22 protein-coding genes and 2 pseudogenes are annotated in these 25625 nt (G+C 63.2%); 6 read left to right on the top strand and 18 right to left on the bottom strand.

Going from position 1 to position 25625, the window contains the following annotated elements:
• Positions 1-47: 47 nt before the first annotated feature.
• From NKI35_RS06980 to NKI35_RS06960, 5 genes are all read right to left on the bottom strand, one after another.
• Positions 48-800, bottom strand: a complete 753-nt coding sequence (locus tag NKI35_RS06980) for an SDR family NAD(P)-dependent oxidoreductase (protein ID WP_023669968.1) — start codon at positions 798-800, stop codon at positions 48-50.
• A gap of 45 nt (positions 801-845) precedes the next feature.
• Positions 846-1934, bottom strand: a complete 1089-nt coding sequence (locus NKI35_RS06975) for an AbrB family transcriptional regulator (RefSeq protein ID WP_023751272.1) — start codon at positions 1932-1934, stop codon at positions 846-848.
• An 80-nt stretch (positions 1935-2014) separates the two neighbouring features.
• Entirely contained in the window at positions 2015-2323 is a 309-nt protein-coding gene (locus NKI35_RS06970) for a putative quinol monooxygenase (protein ID WP_023686181.1), read from the bottom strand.
• A 78-nt stretch (positions 2324-2401) separates the two neighbouring features.
• Positions 2402-3181 carry an SDR family NAD(P)-dependent oxidoreductase gene (locus NKI35_RS06965; protein WP_352739236.1) on the bottom strand — a complete coding sequence of 260 codons (780 nt, stop codon included), beginning with the start codon at positions 3179-3181 and terminating at the stop codon, positions 2402-2404.
• 74 nt (positions 3182-3255) lie between these two features.
• Positions 3256-3684, bottom strand: a complete 429-nt coding sequence (locus NKI35_RS06960) for a DsrE family protein (RefSeq protein ID WP_352654030.1) — start codon at positions 3682-3684, stop codon at positions 3256-3258.
• Positions 3685-3832: 148 nt separating this feature from the next.
• Between NKI35_RS06960 and NKI35_RS06955 the strand changes: the two genes are divergently transcribed.
• Positions 3833-4882 carry a hypothetical protein gene (locus NKI35_RS06955; protein ID WP_502897129.1) on the top strand — a complete coding sequence of 350 codons (1050 nt, stop codon included), beginning with the start codon at positions 3833-3835 and terminating at the stop codon, positions 4880-4882.
• A pseudogene (locus tag NKI35_RS06950) lies at positions 4812-5614 on the top strand (DUF4272 domain-containing protein). The gene NKI35_RS06955 and the pseudogene NKI35_RS06950 overlap by 71 nt, the downstream one beginning before the upstream one ends.
• A 259-nt stretch (positions 5615-5873) precedes the next feature.
• On the opposite strand, the gene NKI35_RS06945 reads toward NKI35_RS06950, so the two are convergent.
• Entirely contained in the window at positions 5874-6803 is a 930-nt protein-coding gene (locus NKI35_RS06945; RefSeq protein WP_196815238.1) for a cation diffusion facilitator family transporter, read from the bottom strand.
• Between the two features lie 23 nt (positions 6804-6826).
• Complete coding sequence (locus NKI35_RS06940) at positions 6827-9016, bottom strand: anthranilate synthase (RefSeq protein ID WP_352739232.1); 2190 nt, start codon at positions 9014-9016, stop codon at positions 6827-6829.
• Between the two features lie 321 nt (positions 9017-9337).
• Here NKI35_RS06940 and NKI35_RS06935 point away from each other — a divergent pair, with 321 nt between their 5' ends.
• Positions 9338-10108: an isocitrate lyase/PEP mutase family protein gene (locus NKI35_RS06935; protein WP_023683653.1), complete on the top strand. Its 771-nt coding sequence runs from the start codon at positions 9338-9340 to the stop codon at positions 10106-10108.
• A gap of 1 nt (position 10109) precedes the next feature.
• On the opposite strand, the gene NKI35_RS06930 is transcribed toward NKI35_RS06935, so the two are convergent.
• The 4 genes and pseudogenes from NKI35_RS06930 to NKI35_RS06915 all read right to left on the bottom strand — a co-directional run bounded on the left by NKI35_RS06930 (position 10110) and on the right by NKI35_RS06915 (position 14401).
• The gene (locus tag NKI35_RS06930) at positions 10110-11165 is read right to left on the bottom strand and encodes a succinylglutamate desuccinylase/aspartoacylase family protein (protein ID WP_352739230.1); all 1056 of its coding nucleotides are present in this window, start codon (positions 11163-11165) and stop codon (positions 10110-10112) included.
• Between the two features lie 91 nt (positions 11166-11256).
• Positions 11257-12436 (bottom strand): annotated as a pseudogene (locus NKI35_RS06925) (MFS transporter).
• A 115-nt stretch (positions 12437-12551) separates the two neighbouring features.
• Entirely contained in the window at positions 12552-13943 is a 1392-nt protein-coding gene (locus tag NKI35_RS06920; RefSeq protein ID WP_352739228.1) for an FAD-containing oxidoreductase, read from the bottom strand.
• Positions 13940-14401: a DUF4126 domain-containing protein gene (locus NKI35_RS06915; RefSeq protein WP_352739226.1), complete on the bottom strand. Its 462-nt coding sequence runs from the start codon at positions 14399-14401 to the stop codon at positions 13940-13942. Before NKI35_RS06915 ends, NKI35_RS06920 begins: the two co-directional genes overlap by 4 nt.
• Before the next feature lie 154 nt (positions 14402-14555).
• Between NKI35_RS06915 and NKI35_RS06910 the strand changes: the two genes are divergently transcribed.
• Positions 14556-15113, top strand: a complete 558-nt coding sequence (locus tag NKI35_RS06910; RefSeq protein ID WP_023728279.1) for a sugar O-acetyltransferase — start codon at positions 14556-14558, stop codon at positions 15111-15113.
• Between the two features lie 15 nt (positions 15114-15128).
• Here the strand turns inward: NKI35_RS06910 and NKI35_RS06905 are convergent, their stop codons facing one another.
• On the bottom strand, positions 15129-16124 hold the full coding sequence (locus NKI35_RS06905) for a GlxA family transcriptional regulator (protein WP_023749107.1): 996 nt from the start codon (positions 16122-16124) through the stop codon (positions 15129-15131).
• A gap of 128 nt (positions 16125-16252) precedes the next feature.
• On the opposite strand from NKI35_RS06905, the gene NKI35_RS06900 reads away from it, so the two are divergent.
• Entirely contained in the window at positions 16253-16888 is a 636-nt protein-coding gene (locus NKI35_RS06900) for an isochorismatase family protein (RefSeq protein ID WP_352739224.1), read from the top strand.
• A gap of 72 nt (positions 16889-16960) precedes the next feature.
• Here NKI35_RS06900 and NKI35_RS06895 read toward each other — a convergent pair whose 3' ends face one another.
• The 3 genes from NKI35_RS06895 to NKI35_RS06885 form a co-directional block, all read right to left on the bottom strand.
• Positions 16961-18640, bottom strand: coding sequence for a formate--tetrahydrofolate ligase (locus NKI35_RS06895; RefSeq protein WP_352739222.1), 1680 nt, complete (start codon positions 18638-18640; stop codon positions 16961-16963).
• Between the two features lie 312 nt (positions 18641-18952).
• Complete coding sequence (locus tag NKI35_RS06890; protein ID WP_352739220.1) at positions 18953-20077, bottom strand: DUF2333 family protein; 1125 nt, start codon at positions 20075-20077, stop codon at positions 18953-18955.
• A 16-nt stretch (positions 20078-20093) separates the two neighbouring features.
• Positions 20094-21398, bottom strand: coding sequence for a DUF6638 family protein (locus tag NKI35_RS06885; protein WP_352739218.1), 1305 nt, complete (start codon positions 21396-21398; stop codon positions 20094-20096).
• A 127-nt stretch (positions 21399-21525) separates the two neighbouring features.
• Here NKI35_RS06885 and NKI35_RS06880 point away from each other — a divergent pair, with 127 nt between their 5' ends.
• Positions 21526-21663, top strand: coding sequence for a hypothetical protein (locus NKI35_RS06880; protein WP_352739216.1), 138 nt, complete (start codon positions 21526-21528; stop codon positions 21661-21663).
• A gap of 67 nt (positions 21664-21730) precedes the next feature.
• Here the strand turns inward: NKI35_RS06880 and NKI35_RS06875 are convergent, their stop codons facing one another.
• Genes NKI35_RS06875 through NKI35_RS06865 form a run of 3 tightly spaced genes read right to left on the bottom strand, consistent with a single transcriptional unit; the run spans position 21731 to position 25617 of the window.
• Positions 21731-23641, bottom strand: a complete 1911-nt coding sequence (locus NKI35_RS06875) for an ATP-binding protein (RefSeq protein ID WP_352739214.1) — start codon at positions 23639-23641, stop codon at positions 21731-21733.
• Positions 23642-23643: 2 nt separating this feature from the next.
• Positions 23644-24423: a Fic family protein gene (locus NKI35_RS06870; protein WP_352459836.1), complete on the bottom strand. Its 780-nt coding sequence runs from the start codon at positions 24421-24423 to the stop codon at positions 23644-23646.
• Positions 24424-24471: 48 nt separating this feature from the next.
• On the bottom strand, positions 24472-25617 hold the full coding sequence (locus tag NKI35_RS06865) for a hypothetical protein (protein WP_352739212.1): 1146 nt from the start codon (positions 25615-25617) through the stop codon (positions 24472-24474).
• Positions 25618-25625 lie beyond the last annotated feature (8 nt).

The raw sequence follows: 25625 nt of genomic DNA, 5'->3' as shown, positions 1-25625 counted from the left end.
TCGCGGCCGACGGCGATAACGAAGACAGCGAGGAATAGCTCTGCTTCTCAGTAGGTGGCGCGGCCGCCGGACAGGTCGAAGGTCGCGCCGGTGGTGAAGGAATTTTCGTCCGATAGCATGAAGGCGATCATCGCAGCCGCCTCTTCGACTTCGACGAACCGGCCTCGCGGCACCTTGCCCAGCATGTAGGCGACCTGGGCCTCAGTGAGCTGTTCGAGGATGCGGGTGCGGGCGGGCGATGGGGTCAGCGCGTTGACGGCGATGTCGTGGCCGGCCAGTTCCTTACCGAGCGATTTTGTCAGCGCGAGCACGCCGGCCTTGGCGGCGGAATAGGCGGCGGCATTCGGATTGCCTTCCTTGCCTGCGACCGAGGCGATGTTGACGATGCGGCCGTAGCTGCGCGCGATCATGCCGGGCACCAGGCGCTTGCAGCAGTAGAAGACGCCGTTGAGGTCGATGTCGATTATCTGGCGCCAGGCGGCAGGATCATAATCCGCCACCGTCGCTGCCGGTCCGGCGATGCCGGCATTGTTTACCAGCAGATCGACCGGACCAAGCGAGCGCTCGGTTTCGGTCGCGGCGCTGTCGACGGCCTCCATCAGCGATTGATCGCACAGCAAACCCTCGACCCGGCCGAGCGGGGCGAGTTCGGAAACGGCCTTCGCCATGGCGGTCTCGTCCACATCCCAGATGGCGACGCTGGCGCCCGATGACAGCAGTCGCCGGGCGACAGCAAGGCCGATGCCTTGCGCGCCGCCGGTCACCACGGCGACCCGGCCTGAGAGATCGACGGCATTCACACGACGTTTCATGGGCACTTTTCCTCTTCCCTGGATATTTGAATCTCAGTCCCTGACGGCTCTCGCCATCAGCCGCGCTATGCTCGGCCCGGCGATGAGCACGACCAGGAAGCGGGCCGACTGCAAGGCCATGACGAAGGATATGTCGACGTTCTGGGCGGCGGCGGCAATGATGGCGACGCTGTCCATGCCGCCGGGGCTGGTCGCGAGATAGGCGGTCAGCGGATCGATACCAAGGACGTGGCTGATCAGCCAGGCTAGCCCGCCGCAAAAGGCGATCAGCACGACGATAGAGCCGACGATCTGCGGCAGCGCCCGTGTCGCATGACGCAGGATCGCCCGGGTAAAATTCAGCCCTATCGACCAGCCGACCATCGCATAGGAGAGCGCCAGCAGCCATGGCGGCAATTGCATCGCCACGCCGAAGCCGAGATGGACGATGGTGCCGATGATGAAGGTGCCGAGGAAGAAGGGTGACGGCAGCCGGCACAACCGGCCGAGCAGGCCGCCGACCAGCGCCACGCCGAGCGTGGCGGCAAAGGCTGCCGGTTCGATCGGCGGGAACCAGACGATGGCTGGTACCTCGATGCCCGAAGTGTCGACCCACATCTTGGCGACGAGTGCTGCCGTCATCGAGACGAAGATGACGCGCAGATACTGCATGAAGGCGACGAGGCGCTGATCGGCGCCGAAGGCACCGGCCATCAGCACCATGGCAGTGGCAGCACCCGGCGACGAGCCCCAGACCGCGGTGGTGCCGGGCAGGATGCGCCAGCGGCTGATCAACCAGCCAAGCAGGCTGGACGCCGCAAGGGTCGCCAGCACCACGACAAGGACCAGCGGCCATTCCTTGTAGAACACCGAAAAAATGTCGGTGGAGATCGACGCCGCGACCAGACAGCCGACCAAGGCCTGGGCGGCGGCGAACAGCGGCCGCGGCACGCGCACCGTGGCGCCATTGGTGCCGGCAAGGATCGCCGCCAGCATCGGGCCGATCAGCAGCGCCGCCGGCAGTGCGGCGTATTCCAGCGCGCCGGCGAACAGCAGCGAGACGATCAGCAGCACCACCCACTGCCGAACCGGACGCATGCGCGCCATGCGTTCGACGGCCGGTTGGTCTGGCGAAGAGTCCATGTTTGGGTCTTAGACCTGGAAGAGAAAAATGCGAACGCTGTCTCGGACGAAATTCACGACCCCGACCCCGCGTTGGGATGTCACTCGTTCTTGATGGCGGGCAGGCCGAAACCGCCGGCCGGATGGGTCTCGACCTGGAATTCGAAGCCGGCGATGATCGGCCGGGCCTTGGCGATCGCTGCCTGGACCTCCGGCAGCTGCAGCGAAGCCTTGTGGCTTGCGGCGTCGGTCCACACTTCGGTCACCCAGATCGCGTCGGCATCGGCCGGGTCGCGGGCGATGACATAACTCAGGCAACCCGGCATGGCGCCGGTCGAGGCGAGCAGCACATCCATGATCGCGTCGCGCTGGCCGCGCGACGCCCGCATTTTTCCGATCAATCCGTACATTGCCTCTCCCCTTCTTCCAACCTCAGCAAACGTGCGCACGACATGCATGGTTGCGAGACGCAGTATGCAATTGCCGGCTCACGGCATCAACTGGCCACCGTTCACCTCGATCACCTGGCCGGTGATGTAACCACTCAGGAGATCGGAGGACAGGAAGAGATAGGCGCCGACGCAGTCTTCGGCCGTGCCGGCACGCCCTTGAGGAATGGTGGCGACCATGCCCTTCATCTGCTCGTCGGTGGAATAGCGCTCATGGAAGGGTGTCGCGATGGTGCCCGGCGCCACCGCGTTGACGCGGATGCCGAAGCCGATCAGTTCCTTGGCCATGCCGCGCGTCACATTGGAGACAAAGGCCTTGGCCGAACCGTACAGCCCGGCGCCGCCGCCAGCGCCATTGCGCGCCGCGATCGACGAGGTGTTGACGATGAAGCCGCCCTGCTTCTTCAGCCATGGCATCGCCTTGCGCGAGGCCGTCAGCACCGAGCGGGCGTTGAGGTCCATCACCGCGTCGTAGTGCGCCTCGGTCTGCTCCGCATAAGGTACGCGGCCGAGCATGCCGCCGGCATTGTTGATCAGCCCGTCGAGCCGCCCGAATGTTTCGGCGCTCTCCTCGACTACCCGCTCGACATCGGCTGCCTGTGAGAAGTCGCCCTGTGTCAGGAACACCTCACCGCCGCTGTCGCGGATGTTTTTGGCCAGCGTTTCTGCGGCCTCCCGGCTCGAATTGTAGTGCAGGGCGACCCGGCATTTCTGGGCGGCGTAGGCCAGTGCAAGGGCGGCACCGATGCCGGTCGAAGCGCCGGTGACCAGCACCGCCTTGCCGGCAAGATCTGGGATGACAAGAGCGGTCGCGGTCATGGGCACTTTTCCTTCGGGATGTCTGCTCTGCCTTCGTAAGCTTACACCGCCTTCACGTTCAAGTCCGTGGCGGCTTATGGCCTGAGATAAGCGTAGCCCTGGCGCTGCAACTCGGCGAGTTTGACGACGCCGCCCTTGTCGGCGGCGTGAAAACCATCGAGCAGGTCGGCAAGGGTGATCTCCATGCTTTGCATTGTGTTGCCGCAAGCATGCGGCTCAAGACCCTGCTGGACGAGGCCGGCAAAGCGTCCCGAAATCGCCGCCGATATGCCTTTCGACTTGAAACCGGCAAGGGCGGGACCATGCACGACCAGCACGATGTCGAAATTGCCGCCGGTGCCTTCATAGTGGTTCTTGATGTTGCCGAGCACAAAATTGACCTTGTCGAGGTCGCTGAGATGATAGGCCACCTTCGGTCTGTCCTCGGCGGCGGCCGCCCGGCCCAGGCCGAACAGGCCGGCGGCGCCGGCAAGGCTGGCACGGAAAATGTCGCGTCGGCGCATGGCATCCTCCTCGGCTGGTGCTCATAGAAAATTGCGTGGCTGCGGCCATGATACTAGCATAAATTGACGTTACGTCCTGTCGATGCGAGGAGGGGGTCCAGTGGCATTCAGGAAGTGGAAGAATTTCGCCGTCGCCGGATTTGGCGCCATGCTGCTCGGCGCACTTGCGGGTTCGGCCGTGGCCGACGATGCGCTTAAATTGCCCCAACTCAGTGCGAGTGGCGCCGATGCCTGTTTCGGCCGTGTCTATGACGCAGCCCATCTCAAGGCGCATCCGAAGCAGAAGGTGGCGCGGATTTTCTTCCTCTATGGCCATGATCCGGTGAGCCATCCGAACGAGGAGCCGACGGCGAATGCGGACACCTCCTACAATGGCTTTCTCACCACCACGGTGCGTGGCGCCAAGACGCCGCAATGGGCCGGCGGCTGGTGCAATCACGAGTCGGAGGACGGCAAGTCGGGCCCGATCCGCTGCGGCATGGACTGCGACCGCACCATGGCTTCGCTGAAACTCGATGACAAAGGCCGCCTGATCCTCACCGATGTTTCGTCCGATCTCTATCTCGACGCCGGATCGGAAGACGAACTGGGCGAGGCTGAATATGATCGGCAGGCGCTGGGCTCAGAGGACGACAATTTCCGCCTCGACCCGATGCCGGCGGCAACCTGCAAGGCCGAATTCGCCAAGATCGATCCGATCGATCCGGCGCTGGGTGCGCCGTTGCGCGAGCGGCTGAAGCCGGACCAGCCTTTCTGCTTCGGACGCAATTACGATGCCGCGCACCTGAGCTCTCATCCCGACCAGCTGACGCAGTCGATCCGGGTCTTCCGCGGACCGGTCGAGCTTGCCTCCTTCGCCTCAGGCGGCGATGTCACAAATTGGCCCGACGGCGCAGACATCGCGGTTTCGGTGACCACCAGGAAGAACGGGACGAAGGTCACGCAGACCTATTCCTGCCAGGGCGAAGCGGATCAATGGCGCTGCGCGGCCAGTTCGAAGATGAGCAATTTTTCCTGCGATATCGCGCAAAAGGAAATCTTCCTCAAGCGCGGCGCCAACGGCACCCTGATGCTGGCCAACCCCAATAGCAGCCTGGCGATTGTCGATCTGTGCTCGAAGACCGCGGATGGCAAGACGAAGTCCGATGACAAGGTTTACCGGTTGGAGGCCATGCCGCAGTCGGCGTGTGCGCCTTAGTCACTTTAGCAGCCATTTGGAAATGAATACGATGCGTCGCAGCTTTCTTGGTTTTCTGACTTCCTTGGCTTTCATCGGTTCCGCCAACGCTGAAGGCGAGGCTGAGGCTCGCAAGGCGGCCTCAACAGCACAGTTGAAGAAGGAGGGCGTGCCGTTCATCGACCATTTGCCGACGATCGAAACCGAAGCCGAAAGTCGGCGACGAACGAAGGACGAGGTGGTTAAACGCGCCATCGCACTGGTGATCGTGGCCGTCACAGCGGAGCCAATGATCGAAATCTTTTAAGCAACTTGATCAGCCAGTTTGGAGCCGAAGGGTTTTTTACGCCCAAAGAGCAAGCGTTTGTCGGTAACGCCGTTGCAACCGAGCAAGATCGCGCAAATTTTAGCTGGCGCTATGAAGGGGCTTTCGTAATGTTGTGGGCGTTGCAAGTCTTCAAAAACCTTGGGCGTCCAGACAAGCCTTGCGATGTGTCGCGTATGGTTTCGGTGTTGCGTGACCTCGACACGGAAGGGCTGCTCAAGCGGGCCAATTTGCGCCCGCAAAGCGAGCTTCTCGATGCTGCCGATCTGATCTATCGGTACAATTGGGCTGTGATGGATGCGCGGGTGAATGGGAAAGCCGCGCCGGCAGGATTGGAACGAGACGTGGTTGTCGAACGTCATTACGCGCTCAATTGGCTGATTGGGTATATGGGGCAGGAATGGGATGACATCTCGACCGACACATGATGAGCCGATCGCAAGCGGGTGCTACCTTGGATCGGACTTCGCTTGCCGAGTTTGGATTTGACGAACTTAGACGGTTCGCCTGACTACGCTTTTGCCGAGGCCGAGCTGGCGCGCGCTTGAGCAGCAGGCGCTGCCCGATTTGGAGGCAATCAACGCCTGGATGTAGCCATTGGCGGGCTACCCCACATGGCGGTAATGGCGCAATCGATCCGGCGAGGTCGGCAGATCCTCGCCCGAGGATGATGCCCTGAGTTTTTCCTCACGCGAACGGCACCGCCGTCGTGCCTTTCGGCAGCTTCGCCTCGTCGTCGGGCTCGACATGGATGGTGACGCGCACCGAGGGGATTTCGGCCTTCAGCGCGTCCTCGATGCGGTCGCAAATGACGTGGCTGGCGCCGACCGTCATGTCGGCGTCGACGACCAGGTGGAACTCGATGAAGGTGGCGCGGCCGGCGATGCGGGTCTTGAGGTCATGAACCTCCAGCGCGCCCTTGCAATTGGCCGAGATGATGTCGCGAATGTGCATGTGTTCGGACGTGTCCACTGCGCGGTCCATCAGCCCGTTCATCGACGAGCCGATGACGTGCCAGCCCTGCCACAGGATGTTGAGCGCGACGATGACGGCAAGCGCCGGATCGAGGATCTGCCAACCGGTCAGGATAGCGCCGACGAGGCCGCCGAAGACGCCGACCGAGGTCACGACGTCGGTCATGATGTGCCGGCCGTCGGCGACCAGCGCCGGTGATTTTGCGCTGCGCCCGGCGCGGATCAGCGTCCAGGCCCAGAAGGCGTTGATGACGGTGGCGACACCGTTGATCGCCAGGCCCTCCCAGGGTTGTTCGAGCGGGGTCGGCGTCTGCCAGGAGCGCCAGACCTCGTTGAGGATCAAAAGCGCGGCGAGCACGATCAGCACGCCTTCCAGCACCGCCGAAAAATACTCGGCCTTGTGGTGGCCGAACGGATGGTCCTGGTCGGCCGGCTTGTAGCTGACCAGGACCGCCCAATAGGCGGCGGCCGAGGCTATGACGTTGACGATCGACTCCAGCGCATCCGAATAGAGCGCAACGGAGCCGGTGACGTACCATGCGGCAAGCTTGAGCGCGAGCACCACGCAGGCGATGACAATCGACCAGAAGGCAAGGCTGGCGATCCTTTGCCTGGCCGCTGCCTTCGCTGCGATCGCCGCCATGTTGTCCGTTGCCGCCATCGTTTCTAGGCGGCCTTTTCCTTGGCCTTGCGCGGCAGATGCGCAACGATGTTTTCGATGATGCGCATGCCGGCATTGTGGCCGAGCGTCATGATCGATTCCGGATGGAACTGGACGGCGGCGATCGGCTCCTTGCGGTGTTCGAAGGCCATGATGATGCCATCCTCGGTCTCGGCGGTGACGATGAAATCGTCGGGCAGCCGCACCGGATCGGCAAAGATCGAGTGGTAGCGGCCGACGGTCACTTCCTTGGGCAGGCCGGAGAAGATGATTCCGGGCTTGGAGACGCGGATGCGCGACGGCTTGCCGTGCATCGGCACGTGCAACTGCCTGAGTTCGCCGCCATAGGCCTCGGCCAGCGCCTGCAGGCCAAGGCAGACGCCGAAGACCGGCAGGTCGCGGGCGCGGGCGTTCTTGATGGTCGCGGCGCAGTCGAAATCCTTCGGCGTGCCCGGTCCGGGCGACAGCACGACGAGATGGGGCTTCAGCCGTTCGAAGACTTCTTCCGGCACCGGCGAACGCACGGTCGAGACACTGGCACCGGTCTGGCGGAAATAGTTGGCCAGTGTGTGGACAAAGGAGTCCTCGTGGTCGACGAGCAGGATGTTGACGCCGTCGCCGACGCGCGCGGTGGTGCGTTCGGCGCCTGCGGCATTGCCCAATTTGGCGTCGCGAATGGCGGAGAGCATGGCGGATGCCTTCAGTTCGGTTTCGGCTTCTTCTTCCTCGGGGATGCTGTCGAAGAGCAACGTGGCGCCGGCTCGCACCTCGGCAATGCCGTCCTTGATGCGGATGGTGCGGAGCGTCAGGCCGGTGTTCATGTCGCCGTTGAAATTGACCATGCCGATGGCGCCGCCATACCAGGCACGCGGGCTCTTTTCGTTCTGCTCGATGAAGCGCATGGCCCACAGTTTCGGCGCACCCGTGACGGTGACCGCCCAGGCATGCGACAGGAAGGCGTCGAAGGCATCCATGCCTTCGCGCAGGCGCCCTTCGATGTGATCGACGGTGTGGATCAGGCGCGAATACATTTCGATCTGGCGGCGGCCGATGACGCGCACCGAGCCCGGATCGCAGACCCTGGACTTGTCGTTGCGGTCGACGTCCGAGCACATTGTCAGCTCGGATTCATCCTTCTTGGAGTTGAGCAGCTTCAGGATCTGCTCGCTATCGGAAATGGCGTCGTCGCCGCGCTTGATGGTGCCGGATATCGGGCAGGTCTCGACGCGGCGGCCATTGACGCGCACGAACATTTCGGGCGAGGCGCCGATCAGATACTCGTTTTCGCCGAGATTGATGAAGAAGGAATAGGGCGACGGGTTGATCGACTTCAGCTTGCGCGAGATTTCGGAAGGCTGCGTCTCGCAGCGTTCGTAGAACATCTGCCCGGGCACGACCTCGAACAGGTCGCCGCGCTTGAAACTATCCATCGCCTTGCGCACCAGATTGGCATATTCGCCCGGCTCATGGTCGCCGCGCGGCGGGATGCGGTCGGCGGTCTTGAACGGTTCGGCAATTTCGTCGCGCGGCAGCCCCTCGGTTGAAAAACCGTCGCCGGAATAATCGTAGCGGTCGGTCCAGGCCTTGGTCGAATAATGGTCGACGACCAGGATCTCGTCAGGCAGGAACAGCACGAGATCGCGCTGGCTCTGTTTGCGCTCAAGCTTGTAGTCGACTGGATCGAACTGGAAGGCGAGGTCGTAACCAAAGGCGCCGTAAAGGCCGAGATTGGCGTCTTCGTCGGTCTTGAACAGAGCGGTGATGGCGCGCAGCACAGTAAACACAGAGGGGACGCGGCTGCGCTCTTCCTCGGTGAAGACGCGGCCGGGCTTGGCGACATCGAGGCGGATCAGCTTTTTCGAGGTTTCAGCAATCGTCACCTCGGCAACGCCGGCCAGCGTCTTGCCGATCACCGGCAGCAGCACTTCGCCACGGCCATTCAGCGCCTCGATGCGCATGGCGCGGCCACGCGCGGAAATCACCAGCGGCGGATCGATGATGGCCGTATCCCAGCGTGTGTAGCGGCCCGGATATTCGTAATTCGAGGAAAACACCGCACCACGGCGCGAGTTCAAGCCATCGACATAGGCATCGATCGCACCGGCGTAAGGCTTGTCGTGGCGTTCGCGGGTGATGGTGACACCACCTGCGGTCACGAAGCTTTCCGCGCCGTTTTCCAGAGCCTTGATCGTCATTGCCGTCTCCATATGGCTTGTTGGGGCAACGGACCCGGGACTGGCTTTGAAAAAACAAATGGCCGCCCGGACATTCCGTTGCGGCCACCCTCTATTTTCACGCGCACGCGTTCGAACAGGCCGCTGTCAGCGAGCCCACCACCAAATGGTCTTGATCGAGCGCATGTTCATGGGCGAAATCCATAGCGGCGAAAAGCCGGATGCGCAACAGGTTTGAAAGGCCTGTTTGTGGCCGCCGCTTCCGCAGCCCATGGCACATCGCCAAGGCTTGGGGTCCTGCCTAGACTGTTCGTCCAACATCGGAAAGACGGGAAGACAGCAATGACCGAGCAGATCGAGCGCGCACGCAGGTTCCATGCGCTCCACGTCAGGGGCAACCCGATCGTTCTCTACAATGCCTGGGATCCGGGCTCGGCCAAGATCGTCGAGAAGGCGGGCGCCAAGGCGATCGCCACCGGAAGCTGGCCGGTCGCGGCTGCTTTTGGTTATGCCGATGGCGAGAAAATTCCGCTGGAGCTAGCGCTGGACAACATCAGGCGCATCGTGGCGGCAGTCGACCTGCCGGTGACCATGGACCTCGAAGGCGGCTACGGCGTCGAGCCGGAGACTGTCGCCCAGACGGTGACACGTGCCCTGCAGGCCGGCGCCATCGGTTTCAATTTCGAGGACCAGATCGTCGGCGGCGCCGGTCTGCACGACATCGCCATACAGGTGAAGCGCATCGAGGCGGCAGCGGCGGCGGTGAAGGCTTCCGGCATTCCCGCCTTTATCAACGCCCGTACCGACATTTTCCTCAAGGCCAAGCCGGATGCGCATGACAGCGTGCTGCTCGACCAGGCCATCGAGCGGGCGCACGCTTATGAAAAGGCAGGAGCGAGCGGCTTCTTTGCGCCGGGGCTCGGCGACGAGGGTCTGATCGAGGCGCTGTGCAAGGCGACGGCATTGCCGGTCAACATCATCGCGCTGGCGCATGTGCCGCCGCGCCAGCGCCTGGCCGAGCTTGGTGTCGCCCGTGTCAGCCACGGCCCGGTGCCGTACCGGCAGATGGCCGAATGGCTGGAGGCCAAGGCGCGGCTGGCGATTTCGGGTTAGCTCAGTCCTCCAGCGTGCCTGACCTCGCGTCGGCGCTCTTCTTGTCGCCGACCAGCTTCAAGAGATCCTCGCCGGCGCGGATGATGCGGCGCGAGCGGCGGGTCAGGATGACGCCGTCCTGCGGCGCCAGCACTTCGGTGCGGCCGCCGGCCTCGCCCGGTGTGTGGACGATGGTGGCGAGGCGCGCGCCCTTGGCGACGCGGTCGCCGGGCTTGACGTCGTAGAGGATGGCGCCGGCCCGGGGCGCCGGCATCATGTCGATGTTCTCCAGCGGCGCGACGAGGCCCTTGAACGGGCCGGGTTCGGGAAGGGCGGCATCGGCGATCACGCCGCGCGCTACCAGCAGCCGGTAGAGGCCTTCGGCATCGGAATTTGCCAGCGTGCCGTCGACATCCAGCATGCCACGGTATTCTACCGTGGTGGCAACGCGGCGGTCGAGCTTCGCCACGTTGGCGGGGACGTTCTGGTAGGGCATGATCGTGGCGCCCTCGAAGGTGCCGTCCGTGTCCTCGCTCCACAACACCACCGCGTCGATGCCCATGGCGGCGGCGCAATCGGCCATCGCCGGCCACAGGCTGGTGTGGACGTAGAGATAGGCCAGGCCCTCGTCGTCGCAATGCAGGTCGAGCACGATGTCGTGGCCGAGCGACAGCTGCACCAAACGGGTCTTCAATCGCTGGTCGGGGGTGCCAAGCGTGGTGTCGGGCAAAAGCTTGGCGTCCGGTGCTGCGAGCAACGGAAAGCCGCGGTTGAAATTGTTGCGGGTGCCGAGATGAAAGCGGCCCTGGTGCTCGCCGAAATGATATTGCGCGCGGCCGATCGGATTGGCCCAGGGCACGACCGTGATGTTGCCCTTGATGCGGCCTTCAGCTTCGGCCTTGTTCAGCGCCGGCATCGAGGCGTCGATGGCGACGACACCAGGCAGTTCGCCGGCGTGGAGTGCCGCCTGCAGATAGGCCGAGGGTGCGGCCTTATCAGTGCCGGCGAAGCGGAACACCGGGAATTCGTAGGAAACGCCTTCGGAGTCGCCGGCGATGCGTTCGATCGATTTCTGCATGGGATGCCTCCAGGATAAGAGGCAGAACACATGCACTTTTGCCGAAGGGCTGTCGATTGGTCCAGTTCGCGCCGCCATGGGCGCAATGGAATTATTCGGCGGCGGCCGGAACCGTCGTTATCGGCGCCGATCCTTCGAGCGCCTGCGAGACAACGGCTACGCTGACCGCCAGCAGGGCCAGCACCGCGCCGACCAGCGGCAAATGAGCATAGGAAACGCCGGCCGACAGAGCCACGCCGCCGATCCAGGCCCCGCTGGCATTGCCGATATTGAATGCGCCCTGGTTGAGCGTGGCGGCGAGGTTCGGCCCTTCCGAAGCCGCTTCGACGACGCGGATCTGCAGCGGCGGCACGACGACGAAGATCAGCAGTCCCCACAAGAAGACGACGCCGATGGCGACGCTGGCGATAGCGCCGAACTGCATGAAGCCGACAAACAGAACCGCCATCAAAAGCAGCGTGCCGATCACCGTCGGCATCAATTTCCAGTCGGCCAGCCGGCCGCCGATGATGTTGCCTATGGTCATGCCGGCGCCGAACAGCAGCAGGACCCAGGTGACCGCGGAGGTCGACAGGCCGGAGACATCGGCAAGGTAGGGCTTGATGTAGGTGAAGACGGCAAACAGGCTGGCCGAGGCCAGCGAGGCGATCAGCATGGCGAGCCAGACTTGCAGCTTGCCCAGCACGCGCAGTTCGCTGCGCAGGCCGCCGCCGCTCGGTTCGGCGACATTGGATGGCACCAGCCAGGCGATGGCCGCAACAGAGATCAGGCCGATGCCAACGACGGCAAAGAAGGTGGAGCGCCAGCCCGAAGGCTTCGCCAAGCGCGGTGCCGGCAGGAACGCCGAGAATGTTGGAGAGCGTCAATCCCGCGAACATCATCGCCATGGCGCTGGCGCGCTTGTTGCGCGGCACCAGGCTGGCGGCAACGACGGAACCAATGCCGAAAAAGGCGCCATGACCGAACGCGGTGAAGACGCGCGCGGCCATCAGAAGCCAGTAATTGGGCGCAATGGCGCAGAGCAGATTGCCGACGACGAACATCGCCGTCAGCGCGACCAGCACTGGCTTGCGCGGCAGATGCGCGGTGGCCATGGCGACGATGGGTGCGCCGAAGACGACGCCCAGCGCATAGCCGGTAACCAGCAGGCCGGCCGAGGGGATCGACACGCCGAGATCGGCCGCAACCTCCGGCAACAGGCCCATGATGACGAATTCGGTGGTGCCGATGCAAAAAGACGCAATGGCAAGCGCAAGGATCGGCAAAGGCATGGAAAATCCAGACTGAATCGGTTCAATTCAGACTGAACGAGAAGCCTTGCCGCGCGCAATGCACATTGCTGCAACGCACCAATGCAGAAAGCGCCGAGCTTGACGCGGAGTCATGTCAGGCGAGCGGCTTCAGCTCCTGGGCGATGGTTGGCAACAGCTCCGAGACGTTGGGGTGGATATGCACGGCGCGCGCCAGCGTATCGACCGGCGCCTTGGCGTACATCAGGTCGAGCACGCAGTGCACCGCCTCGTCGCCGCCGGGGCCGAGCACGGAGCAGCCGAGGATTTGCCTGGTGTCGGCATCGACCAGGATCTTCATGAAACCTTGCGTCTCGCCCTTTTCGATGGCGCGGCCGACGCGGGTCATTGGCCGCTGGCCGACCAGCGCCTTGCGCCCGGATTTCTTCACCGCCGCCTCGGTCATGCCGCAGCGGCCGAGCGGCGGATCGATGTAGAGCGCATAGGCCTCGATGCGGTCGCTGACCTTGCGCGGATCGTCGTCGAGCAGATTGGCGGCGACGATCTCATAGTCGTTGTAGGAGGTGTGGGTGAAGGCGCCCTTGCCGTTGCAGTCGCCCATCGCCCAGATGCCGGGCACGCTGGTGCGCAACTGGTCGTCGACGGTGACGAAGCCGCGCAGATCGACCGCGATGCCGGTCTTGTCGAGACCGAGATCGTCGGTGTTGGGGGTGCGGCCGAGTGCCAGAAGCACATGCGAGCCGACCGCCGGCGGCTTGCCGGACGAGAAGGTCACGGCGATGTCCTTGCCCTGTCTGGCAAAGCGGATGTCGTCGGCGTCGACATGGACTTCTATGGCTTCGTTTTGGAGGATCGATAGGATGGCCGCCGACACGTCCTCGTCCTCGCGGCCGGTCAGGCGCGAACTCTTCTCGATGACGGTGACTTCAGAGCCGAAGCGGCGAAACATCTGCGCGAATTCAAGAGAGATGTAGCTGCCGCCGACGACGATGAGATGGCGCGGCAAAACGTCGAGGTCCATCATCGAGGAGTTGGTGAGGTAGTCGACGTCGTTGACGCCGGGCAGGTCGGGCACCGAGGCGCGGCCGCCGGTGTTGAGGAAGATCTTTTCGGCGGTCAGAAGGTCGTCGCCGACGCGCACGGTGTTGGCGGATTCGAAGCGGGCGTGGCCGCGATAAAGCGTGCAGCCCTTCATGCCGGCGATCCACGTCTCCAGATTGCTGCGGGAGTCGTTGGTGACCTTGTCCTTGCGCGCCTTGATCCTCTTGTAGTCCACGCCGACAGGGCCTGAGAACGTCACGCCGTAGTCCGCGGCACGCCGCGCCAGATGCGCCGCATAGGCGCTGGCGACCATGGTCTTGGTCGGCATGCAGCCGGTGTTGACGCAGGTGCCGCCGACCAGCTTGCGCTCGATCAGCGCCACGCTCATGCCGGCTGACGTCAGCCGGCCGGCGAGAGGAGGGCCGGCCTGTCCGGCGCCGATGATGATGGCGTCGTATGTCTTGGCGTCTGAGGCTTGGGCAGTCATACCACCGCCGCCACGATCAGCAGGCCGCCGATGATCGCCACCGCGTCCTCGATGAGGGCGGCAGGCAAATCCTTGCCGAAGGCGGCGGCCAACCGGCCGCGCGCTTCGGCGCCGCCATAGGTGCCGATGACAGCACCGATGGCGCCGGCAATCAGGCCGCCAATGGTGGAACCGGCGGTGGCGCCGATCACGGCGCCGCTGAAGGCGCCAAGCAGGATGCGGGCGCCGAATTGCTGCGGCACCTTGCGGCTCGGCGTCGAGGGCAGCTGGTCGGTGACCAGTTCGACGATGGCGAGGATGGTGAAGATACCGACGGCGGCCCAATGGCCCATGAAACTTGCCCAGTTGCCGGCCACCGGCAGCCAGCCGAGATACGCGCCCCAGGCGATCGCGGCCGGCGCGGTCATGGCGCGAAGACCGGCAATGACGCCGATCAGAAGTGCAAGCAAATGGAGCATGTAGATCCCCTCGAAAGCAGGCCCGGGACTGGCCCACGAGGGCAAGCTAGCATAGGTCCTGCGTTTGACGAGAGTAGGCGATGGTGCTTCTTCCATCAGTGAGCATTGTACTTTGGTAAACAGTCGAACACGACGAAGGGACGGAGTCGCTGTGATGGCCGGAAGCGAACGCACAAGGATGATTGCAGGCGAATGGTACACCTGCATCGACGACGAACTGGAGGCGCTCCGCGTGATCGCGCGCGATGCGGTGTTCGAGCACAACGCGCTGCCGCCCCAGCAACGCGGCAATATCGGCCCGACGCTATTGGCGCTGCTCGGCAGCGCGGGCGCAGGCTCCCGGATCGAGGCGCCTTTCCACTGCGCCTACGGTTTCAACATCCATCTCGGCGACGGCGCCTTCCTCAATGCCGGCTGCACCATCCTCGACCCCGCGCCGGTGCGTATCGGCAGGCGGACGCTTCTCGGCCCCAATGTGCAGATCTACTGCGCTGAGCACCACAAGGAGGCCGCGGGCCGTCAGTCGGGACTGGAGATTGCCCGGCCGGTCACCATCGGCAATGACGCCTGGATCGGCGGCAGCGCCATCATCCTCGGCGGCATCAGCATCGGCGATGGCGCCATAGTCGGCGCCGGCGCGGTGGTGACGCGCGACGTGCCTGACAACACCACGGTGGTCGGCAATCCGGCGCGGGCGGTCAAGCGGGGCTGAACTCGTCGTGGGCGGTCAGTATGAAGCCGTGCGTGCCATACGCTCGTCCGGACCGGCTCGCCGCGAGAATTCACGCCGGTATTGGGCCGGTGACGTCTTGAGCCGTGCGGCGAAATGCTGGCGCAGCGAGGTGGCGCTGCCGAAGCCGGCTTCGAAGGCCACCATGTCCATCGATTTTTCCGTCGCCTCCAGCAGCCGTTGCGCCAGTTCGATGCGTTGGCCGGCCAACCATTCGCCAAAGCTGGTGCCGATCGATTTCTGGAAACGGCGGGTGAAAGTGCGCCGGGTCAGGCCCGCGGCCTCCGCGACGCGGTCGAGGTTGTGCGTTTGTCCGAGCGTTGCCCGCACCGTGTCGAGCGCCAGGGTGAAGCGGTCGGTGGCCGGGGTTTTCGCCAGCGGGCGCTCGATGAACTGCGCTTGCCCACCCTGCCGGTGCGGCGACAGCACGATGTGCCTTGCCAGCCGCAGCGCTACCTCTGCGCCATAGCGGGCGCGCACAATGTGCAGGCAGCAATCGAGCCCGGCGGCGACGCCGGCCGAGGTGACGATGTCGCCGTCGTCGACATAGAGCACATCGGCGTCGACGGCGATATCGGGATGAAGCGCCTGCAACTGGTCCGTATAGGCCCAGTGCGTGGTCGCTTTCCGGCCCGAAAGCAGGCCGGCGGCGGCAAGGGCAAAAGTGCCTAGACAGAGCCCGACGATGAGCGCGCCGCGCCGGTGCGCACGGCCGAGCGCTTCCTTCAAGGGCTTGGCGAGAGGAGCTTCGAGATCCTTCCAACTCGGGACGATGACGATATCGGCGTCATCGAGCGCGGACAGCCCATGCGGCACGAGGATGCTCAGCCCCGCGTCGGTCTGGATCATGCCTTCCTCGACCCCGCAGACACGGAAGTCGAAGCGCGGCAGGCCGAGCTTGGTGCGGTCGGCGCCGAACACCAGGCACGGCACGGAGAGATGGAACGGGCTGATGCCGTCAAAGGCGAGAACGGCAATGATCGGATCGGTCATGAGAAGTATCCAGCAAGGAAGGGACAATTGTCCCAATTCTTTCGAATGATGTCAATCGGGACACTTTTGGCAACAGGGCGATCCGCCTAGTTTCGGCCCGTCCCATTCAAGCCTGAGAGGAAAATACCATGTCCGCCAACACCCCGCGCCGCGCGCTCATCGTCATCGATGTCCAGAACGACTATGACGGCGGCGACCTCGCCATCCAGTATCCGCCGTTCCGCGACAGCGTCGTCAATGTCGCGCGCGCCATGGATGCCGCCGCTGCGGCCGGCGTGAAGGTGGTGGTCGTCAAGCAGATGGCGCCCGAGACCTCGCCGGTCTTCGCCAAGGGCAGCCATGGCGGCGAACTGCATCCCGAGATCGCCCGGCGAAGCCGCGACCACCATGTCGAGAAGTCACTGCCTAGCGCCTTTGCCGGCACCGACCTCGAGGCGTGGCTGCGCGCCAATACCATCGATACGATAACGGTGATCGGCTACATGACGCATAATTGCGACCTGTCGACCATCATCCACGCTGCGCATGTCGGCTTTGCGGTCGAGTTCTTGTCCGACGCCACCGGTTCGCTGCCTTACGCCAACAGCGCCGGCTACGCCTCGGCCGAGGAGATCCACCGCGTGGTGAGCATCATCCTGCAGTCGCGCTTTGCGGCCGTGCTCAAGACCGCCGAATGGATCGATTGCCTGAAGACCGGTGCTTTGCCCGAACGCGACACGCCTTATGCGTCCAACCAGCGCGCGCTGGCGCGCAACGCCGCATAGGCAATCTGCGCCCGAAAAGCAAAAGGGCGGCCAGTGGCCGCCCTTCTTGGATCTCGCAACGATCTCGAACTTTCAGAACAGGCCTTCGATCTGGCCGGCCTCGTTGAGGAAGATCTTTTCCGAGGACGGCGCCTTGGGCAGGCCGGGCATGGTCATGACCTCACCGCAGATGACGACGACGAAGCCGGCGCCCGCCGAAAGCCTGACCTCGCGCACCGGCACGGTGTGGCCGGTCGGCGCGCCGCGCAGGTTCGGGTCGGTCGAGAAGGAATACTGGGTCTTGGCCATGCAGACCGGCAACTTGCCGTAGCCGGCGTCTTCCCAGGCCCTGAGCTGGTCGCGCACCGACTTGTCGGCGATCGCCTCCGAGCCGCGATAGATGCGCTGGACGATGGTGTTGATCTTCTCGAACAGCGGCATGTCATCGGGATAGAGCGGCGCGAACTGCGACGCCCCGGATTCAGCCAGCGCCACCACCTTGTTGGCGAGCTCCTCGATGCCCGCGGAGCCATTGGCCCAGTGCTTGCACAGGATCGCCTCCTCGCCCATCGAGGCGACATAGTTCTTCATCGCCTGGATCTCGGCGTCGGTGTCGGAATAGAAGTGGTTGATCGCAACCACCGCCGGCACGCCGAACTGCCGGATGTTCTCGATGTGGCGGCCAAGGTTGGCGCAGCCCTTCTTCACCGCCTCGACGTTTTCCTTGCCGAGGTCTTCCTTCTTGACGCCGCCATTCATCTTCATGGCGCGCACGGTGGCGACGATGACGGCAGCCGCCGGCTTCAAACCCGCCTTGCGGCACTTGATGTCGAAGAATTTTTCGGCTCCGAGGTCGGCGCCGAAGCCGGCTTCGGTGACGACGTAGTCAGCGAGCTTCAGCGCCGTGGTGGTGGCGACCACCGAGTTGCAGCCATGCGCGATGTTGGCGAACGGGCCGCCATGCACGAAGGCCGGGTTGTTCTCCAGCGTCTGCACCAGGTTTGGTTGCATGGCGTCCTTCAACAGCACCGCCATGGCGCCATCGGCCTTCAAGTCGCGGGCATAGACCGGCGTCTTGTCGCGGCGGTAGGCGACGATGATGTCGCCGAGGCGCTTTTCCAGATCCTTGAGGTCGGTGGAAAGGCACAGGATCGCCATCACTTCCGAGGCGACGGTGATGTCGAAGCCTGCCTCGCGCGGATAACCGTTGGCGACGCCGCCGAGCGAGCAGATGATTTCGCGCAGCGCCCGGTCGTTCATGTCCATGACGCGGCGCCAGGCGACGCGGCGGGTGTCGATGCCGAGCTCATTGCCCCAGTAGATGTGGTTGTCGATCAGCGCCGACAGAAGATTGTGCGCCGTGGTGATGGCGTGGAAGTCGCCGGTGAAGTGGAGATTCATGTCCTCCATCGGCACGACCTGCGCGTAGCCGCCGCCGGCGGCACCGCCCTTGACGCCGAAATTCGGGCCGAGCGAAGCCTCGCGGATGCAGACGATCGCCTTCTTGCCGATGCGGTTGAGGCCATCACCGAGGCCGACGGTGGTGGTCGTCTTGCCTTCGCCGGCCGGCGTCGGGTTGATGGCGGTGACGAGGATCAGCTTGCCGTCCTTGTTGGCCTTCACCGACTTGATGAATTCGGCTGAAATCTTCGCCTTGTCGTGGCCGTAGGGCAAAAGGTGCTCGGTCGGGATGCCGATCTTCTGGCCGATCTCCTGGATCTGCTTTTTCTTGGCGCCGCGCGCGATCTCGATGTCGGACTTCACTTCGGCCATGACGGCTTTCCTTCGGATTGGACGGTGGAGGGGACGGGTTTGATCTCACACGCAGGCATGTTGAACCCGGGCGCGGGCATGTTCTAACCCTGTCGCTCCCGCGGCGTCAACTTGCATGCAACTCTGTTTCCTATGAAGAAAGTGTCTCCGCGGCCGGCCGACCTGTCGCAGGTTCTTCCTGGCTCCGTTGCCGCGCCGTATAGAAGCCAGAGGACGCGACGTTCCGCCGTCTCAAAACAGCCGCCCAATGCACGGAATGCGACAGAGGCGACGGCGCAAATTCGCCATCGCTCGCCGGGAAAGCTGTGAACGCTACTGAGTCAGGACGTTGCTGATCTCGACCATGTTGGAGCGCACGCGAAGCACGTAGAAACCCATTGTCGTCAGGTGCGTCGGCATGATCCAGCCATCCTCGCGGCCATTGGCGATGATGAAGGGCTGGATGCGCAGCGCCGAGACGAATTGCGCATCCATCGTGTCCCACAGATTGCCGAGATGCTTTTCCTTGATGACGTCCTCGAAGTCGGCCTGGGCGCCTTTCATCAGGCCGTAATAGGCATAGAGCTGGCCATAGGCGAACCAGAAGCGGTCATCGGCGCGGAAGTCGAACCAGCCATTGTTGTGGTTTTCGGCGCGCTCCTTGAGGATCGCGGAGGTGGAACCGATGTCGGAGGAGATGCGGTCGATATACTGCTTCAGATTGTCGGCGCGGGCATCGAACGTCGCTTGGCAGCTGCCGAGGCGGGCGTTGAAGGAGCGCAGCTTGGTGACGGCATCGCGATAATAGCTCGGCGTCGGCGTCTTGGGGCCGAACGGGTTGATGCCGAAATACCAGGTCTCCTCGTCGAACTGCAGATTGCCGCGCGCATCCTGCAGGTCGCCGTCGATCTGCGATGTGGTGCGAACACGCCCGAGATTGTCGGCAAGCTCGGTGGCGGTGCGCCGCACCGCCTGGTTGATGCCGCGCTGGAACGAGGCCTTGTTGTCCATGAACGGCGTGTTGTCCCAGTCGATGCCGAACAGGCCGAGTTTGTAGAGGATCATCGACGAGATCCAGGCATTCTGGTTGACGTTGAAGTCCGTCAGGTCGGCCGCCACCTGGGCGATGCCCGAATTGCCGCAGGTCTTGGCGGTGTCGGTGCCGGCGCCGGCGGTGACCTGTTCGCCGGCGGAAATGTTGCGGTTCTCGAAGGTGTATTTGTCGACGTAGTTGGGATCGAACTTGTTCCACCACTGGGTGGCGTAGAAGAAATTGGCGTAGAGGCCGATCAACACCAGAAGCGCGAGGCCGACCACAGCCTTCAGGATCCAGCCGCGCTGCGTATACCAGCGCCCAGCCCAGAGGAACGGCCACAGGATCGCGCCGATGACGAGGCCGATGCCGCGGCCTATCCATTGGAAGATGCGGGTGAAGAAATTCACGATCGGATCAAGCATGGCTCTCGTCCACCCCTCAGTCAGTCAGGCCGTAAAGGCGCGTGCGAAACGCCACTTTGTCTTTCAAATATGTGGTTTTCAGAACGTCCACAACATGCGACCGCCAAGCGTCGCTGTAGCCGTCATAGTCCTTGTAGAAGCCCGGCTTGTTGAAGACGTAACGCGAGACGAAGTCCTGCGGCACGAAATCCGAGATCAGCTGGTTGGTCAGCCAGGCGTCGGGATGGTCGGGCTTGCCACGCACGACCAGGAAGCGCTGTTGCGGAAACACATCCTCGATCTTGAGATGGCCGAGCTGGGCGATCTCACGCTTGGCGGCGTTGAGAAAGGGGAAATTGCCGTCCTTGGTGATCAGATCGGCATGGCCATGGATCCAGGTCTGCAGCCAGACCTTGTCGACCTCGGTCAAATTGCGGTTCGGCTCTGTGTCGCGGATGAGAGCGCGCACCACCATCTCGGCGCGATGCTCGAGATAGCCCGAGCTTTCGACCCATGACGCGCGGGGCAGTTCGATGCGGCCGGTGCTGGCCAGGAACTTGAACACCTTGTCGGCATCGTTGATCGAGAGATAGCTGACCTGCCAGGGCCGCGAACGGCGAAAGCCGGGGGCGGCCGGGTCGCCGATGACGGTGGTCATATCAGGATCGACGAAGACGTAGACGCCGCCGAAATGGCTGGTCCAGTAGGCGTTGTGGCGGAAGATCACCTGGTCGGGCACCAGCGCATTCTCACGGATATCGCCGCAGACCTTCGCCAGCTCCACCATACGGCTCAGCATGGTGTTGTCGCGCCAGGCATCGGGCTCCTGCTTCAGCCGGTCGACCAGCTTGCCGAGTTCGGCGGCCTTGCCCAGCACGTCCTCGGCCGAAAGCACCCGGAACTCGACCTGGCTGATCGACAGCAGATCCTCGATGTCGTTGACCAGGGGAACGGAATCCTCGATCTCGCCGTAGATGACATCCTTGATGGTCAGCGCATCGATGGCGCGCTGGTTCTTGGACATGAACTCGAAGATCAGCTGCGAGGTGTTGGAAAAGGCGGTGTGCACCACCGGCAGATCGATCTGCGACGGCGTCAGGATGATGAAGCGGCGGTTGACCTCATTGGGGTCGAGATAATCGTAATCGCCGCATTCCTCGGCCACTTCGGGCGAGAAGCCGGTGCGGTCGATCTGGAAGCTCTTCAGCTTGGTGGGCTTGAGGCCGAAGGCAACAAGCGCCTTGTTGTAGCGCTGGATGAGGTGCGACTCGTCGACGGTGAGCAAGCGGCCGTAGATCAGCTCATTGTCGCGGAGAAGGTCGGGCTTTTTGGCGTGGCTCATGCAGAACGTTCCGAGTGGCGTTGCCTGTTGTGGCGAAGCGCCAACGCTGACGCCTCCCTCTCCCAGTTCTTCACGGGGAGAGGGTAAGGGTGAGGGGCAGCGCTAGCATTCAAGGACATGTCTCCCCATGGCCTTTGGCGGCAATAAATCGAAGATCATTGGTCCGGATGTGCCGATCGAGGCGCTGTTCGATAGCTGCCAGTATGGTCGTAGCGATCTCTGGTCCACGCATGCGCTGCCCCTCACCCTTACCCTCTCCCCGTGAAGGACGGGGAGAGCGGGCGTCAGCGTTAGCGCCAAGCCTTTCAGCACCCGCGGGCAGCGAAGGAAGCTCACGCATTCCAGAGCCCCTTCTTCTTCATCTCCTCCATCTCGCGCCCCGCCCGTTCGCGCAGGCGTGCGTCGCGCAGCAGCTTCTCCACCGCGGCGTCGTCGGATTTGTCGGAATAGCGGAACTCTGAGTCGGCGTAGCGGTTGATCTCCTGCATGACCATGTCCATCGAGAACGGCCCCCGCAGTTCCTCGATCATGGCCTTCTTTTCGTCGTAGCCCTTGTGCATGAAGGCTTCCGGCTTCTCGAACCAGGCGTCGGGCAGCTCGATGTCCATGGCGCGCATCTTGATGGCGTCGGTGACGTTCTTGATGGCTCGGCCGGTGAAGCGCGGCTCGGCATCCTTGATCAGGTGCAGATAAGTGCCGACGTCGGCCATCGATTTCGGTGCGCCATTCTCCTTCATGTAGCGCTCATAGACCTTCATCAGCCCGTCTTCCTGAGGCTTCTCGTGCTCGTCATAGGCTTCGGTCACCGCGCGCTGGATCTCCTGCGCGGCATAGAGCTTGTGGTCGCCGAGTGGGATCTTGTGGTTCTTGCCGGCAAGCAGGACGAAGATGTCGATATAGTCGTCGCGGCTCTGTGGGCCGTCGACCAGCCAGCGGGCCCCGGCGCGCTGGCGCAGCGCATCGTCGACATTTTCGGGATAGTTGGAAAACATGCCGAACGAGCAATTGCCGCGCACCACCGTGCCGGCGCCGGCAAAGGCGTCCATCAAGACGCCGGTGATTTCCTGTTGGCCGGCCGAGGCGCGGTCGTCGGAGCGGCGGGCCGCCACCTGGTCGATGTCGTCGACGGTGCCGAAACCGATGACGCGTGGGTTCAAGACATTGTTGATGAACTGGCGGCAATTCTGGCCGGATTTGCCCTGGTAGGACGAGATCTGGTCGACGCCGAAATTCTCATAGGCGAAGGGATAGCCCGCAACCTGGCAATAATTGTTGACGAGGCCGGCGATCATCTGGATCAGCGTCGTCTTGCCGGTGCCCGGCGCGCCATCGCCGATGAAGGTGAAGAGGAAGCCGCCGAGCTCGACGAACGGGTTCAGCTCGCGCTCGAAATCATAGGCCATCAGCATCTTGGCGAGCTTGACCGACTGGTATTTGGCGATGTGGTTGCCGACGACCTCTTCGGGCTTCTTGAAGGTCATCACCAGCGGTTTCGAACGCTTGCCGGGCGCGACGTCGAAGCCGTCGAGGGTGAAATCGTCGGCGTCGATGCGGATATGGGCGTTCTCGAACGGACCGATGCCGTCGAAGCGGCCTTTGCGGGCCAGCAGCCCATCAATGGCGACCCGTGCAAAAGCTCGCGCGCGCGTCGTCAGGTCGCCATCGTCCTTGGAGCCTGCAATCGCCTTGTCCAACCCGGCGACGATCGACTTCACCGCGTCCTGCGGCGTGTCGAACAGGAAGTCCGGTTCGGGGATATCGTTGGGCGCCTCGCCGTCGCTGTCGATCAGCTGGAACAGGTAAGAGGCGAGGCTGAAGGCTGAAACGTAAGCCGAGGCTGACAGAAGCTTCTTGAAGGTCGCCGCCTCATCGCCCTCAAGAGGCGCGCGGGTGTTCTTGGCCTGGAGGCTTTCGAGGTCGGAGCCCTCGGCGAAGACGTCGGAGATGGCGAGCGCAATCGCCAGGCCGCGGCGGGCGCGGAACAACAGCGTGTGCTGCGGGATGCTCATCAGCTGGTCGTCGGGATGGATTGCGGCGACGGTCTTGACCAGCTCGACCTCGCGTGTGCGCCGCACCGAGCCGACCGAGACGGTGGAGACGAAGCGGCGATTGGTGCCGGCCAGCGCTGTGCCGGATTCGCGCGAGGGGTCTTCCAATACGACGACGCGGGTGATGAAGCTTTGCGCGGTTGCGCGGTGCTTTTCGATAGCCGCTTCCGGGATGGTGGTCAGGCCCGTGTCCATGGTCAGCTCCTCATAGGAATACTTTTGCTGGCCGACGAATCGCGCGCCTGGCGAGCGGCGTCGAGATACATATCCAACGTCTGGTCCAGCCTGTCGAAAAGCAACTTGTCAAAGGCGGCATGGCCGCCGCCGCGTTGATCGATCTCAAGGGCGGCAATGTAGGCCGGACGATCCTCGGGACGAATCGCTACCGGCGGATAGCCGGCCCGCGCCAGAATGAGGTTCATCAACAGACGTGCCGTACGACCATTCCCGTCGTTGAAAGGATGAATGCCGACGAACCGTCTATGCGCTTCGAAGGCGGTCTTCGGCGTGTTGCGTGCCACGCCCAGCCAATGGGAAAAAGCTTCCATGAGGGCCGGGACTTCCGTCGGCGTCGGAAAATTGTGAACACCGGCATCGGTATTCACATAGCGGGCGGTATCGGCATAGCTGCCTGCAATCTCGGGCCTGGAATTCGCGACAACCAGGTGGTGGAGGTTACGGATATCGGCCTCGATTATCGGCATGTCGCGTTGCGAGGCGATTTCCAGCACCCAATTCAGTGCTCGCGCATGATCGACTGCCTCCAGATGGTCCTTAAGGGGCTTGCCGCTGATTGTGATGCCCTTCTCGAGCACCAGGGCTGTTTCGCCGGCAGTCAGCGTGTTGCCTTCGATCGCATTGGACGTGTAGGTGATGTCGATGCGCTGGCTGTGCTCCAGACCTTCCAGCGCGCCGGCCCGGACAGTCTTCCTCAGAGCATCAAGCTGTTTCTTCTTTGCGAAGACCGCTGGCATCATCGGCCACGCCTCGGCTCAGCTTGGCGATTGGCGTCACAAGCGAGACTCTTACACATCTGAAATCACCTGCCCATTTGACAGGATGTGAACCTTGTAGCCGGAAAAGATCTTTTGAGCTTCGCCGGCGGCGTAGAGTGCTTGATAGGCTTCGTGCGGGATCAGGGCGTGGTTCTCGTAGCTCGACACACCCTGGCGCGCGGCTTCGAGATCGTCGGTGTTGATAAAAAATTCCTGCGTCGTCTTCTCGCTCGAAAACAGCCCCTTGCGGCCGGGCTTCTCGCCCTTGGAGTAGACCTCTTGGATGGTCCAGGTGAGCAGCCAGGCATTTTCCGGCTTGCGCACCTTGGCCAGCACTTCGGTCACCGTCGAATTGTTGTCGGTAATGCCTGCGGAATAAAAGGGGCCGAGCACGACGCGGCGCAGCTGCTTAGGGTGCAGCGGCTCGAAATCCTTGTCGAGATTGACCGCAATCGTTGCGGGCGAAAGCCTATAGGCGGAATTCTTCTCGGTGAAATCGTCGAAGCGATGGGCGAGTTCGGGGTTGAGCAGGCCGTCCACCGGCAGCGGGATGTCGACCCGTTCATTGAGCTTGCGGTTGCTGTCAACGAGCTGCCGGATCATGCTTTCGGAAGAATCCTCCACCGTCACCATGTAGACGAGCGGCAGGTTGGCGCTGCCGTCGAAGCTCGCCCAGTGCACGAGGTAATAGGGACGCCCGGTCTTTGGATTGACCGAGACCTTTGCCGTCTGCGCCAGCGAGAACGGGCCAAAAGTCTGTTCGCTCTTGACGTCCTCGAGATAGAGCCGCTCGGCCATCGACTTCTGCAGCGCTTCGGGGAATTCCTTGTGGCGCAGGATGAAGTCGGCCATTTCCTCGCGCAATTCGCCGGCCAGCGGAATGTTGGCCAGCCGCGCCTCGGCCTGGCGGCGGTCGTTTTCCAGTTCGAGCAGGTTCTGGAAGACGGGATAGCCGCTGTCGGCGCGCGAAATGCGGAACGTGTCCATGAAGCCGAGCCGGTTGCGCCAGCAGGAAAACGATTTGTCCAGCCGGGCAATGTATTCGGCGACGATCTTGGCGACGATGCCGTGCCGGTAAAGCGGCGAGCGGTCGTCGCGCATGAACACTTCAAGGCCGCTGAGTGCCGCGGTGATGGCGGAAAAATAGCGCGCCGCCGCTTCGTTTTCGGGAGTCATGCCGGTGT

The sequence above is a fragment of the Mesorhizobium sp. M0676 genome (assembly GCF_040320535.1).
Classification (GTDB): Bacteria; Pseudomonadota; Alphaproteobacteria; order Rhizobiales; family Rhizobiaceae; genus Mesorhizobium.
Note: the sequence above shows the minus strand (reverse complement) of the source record. Positions and strands in the feature narration are given on the sequence as shown.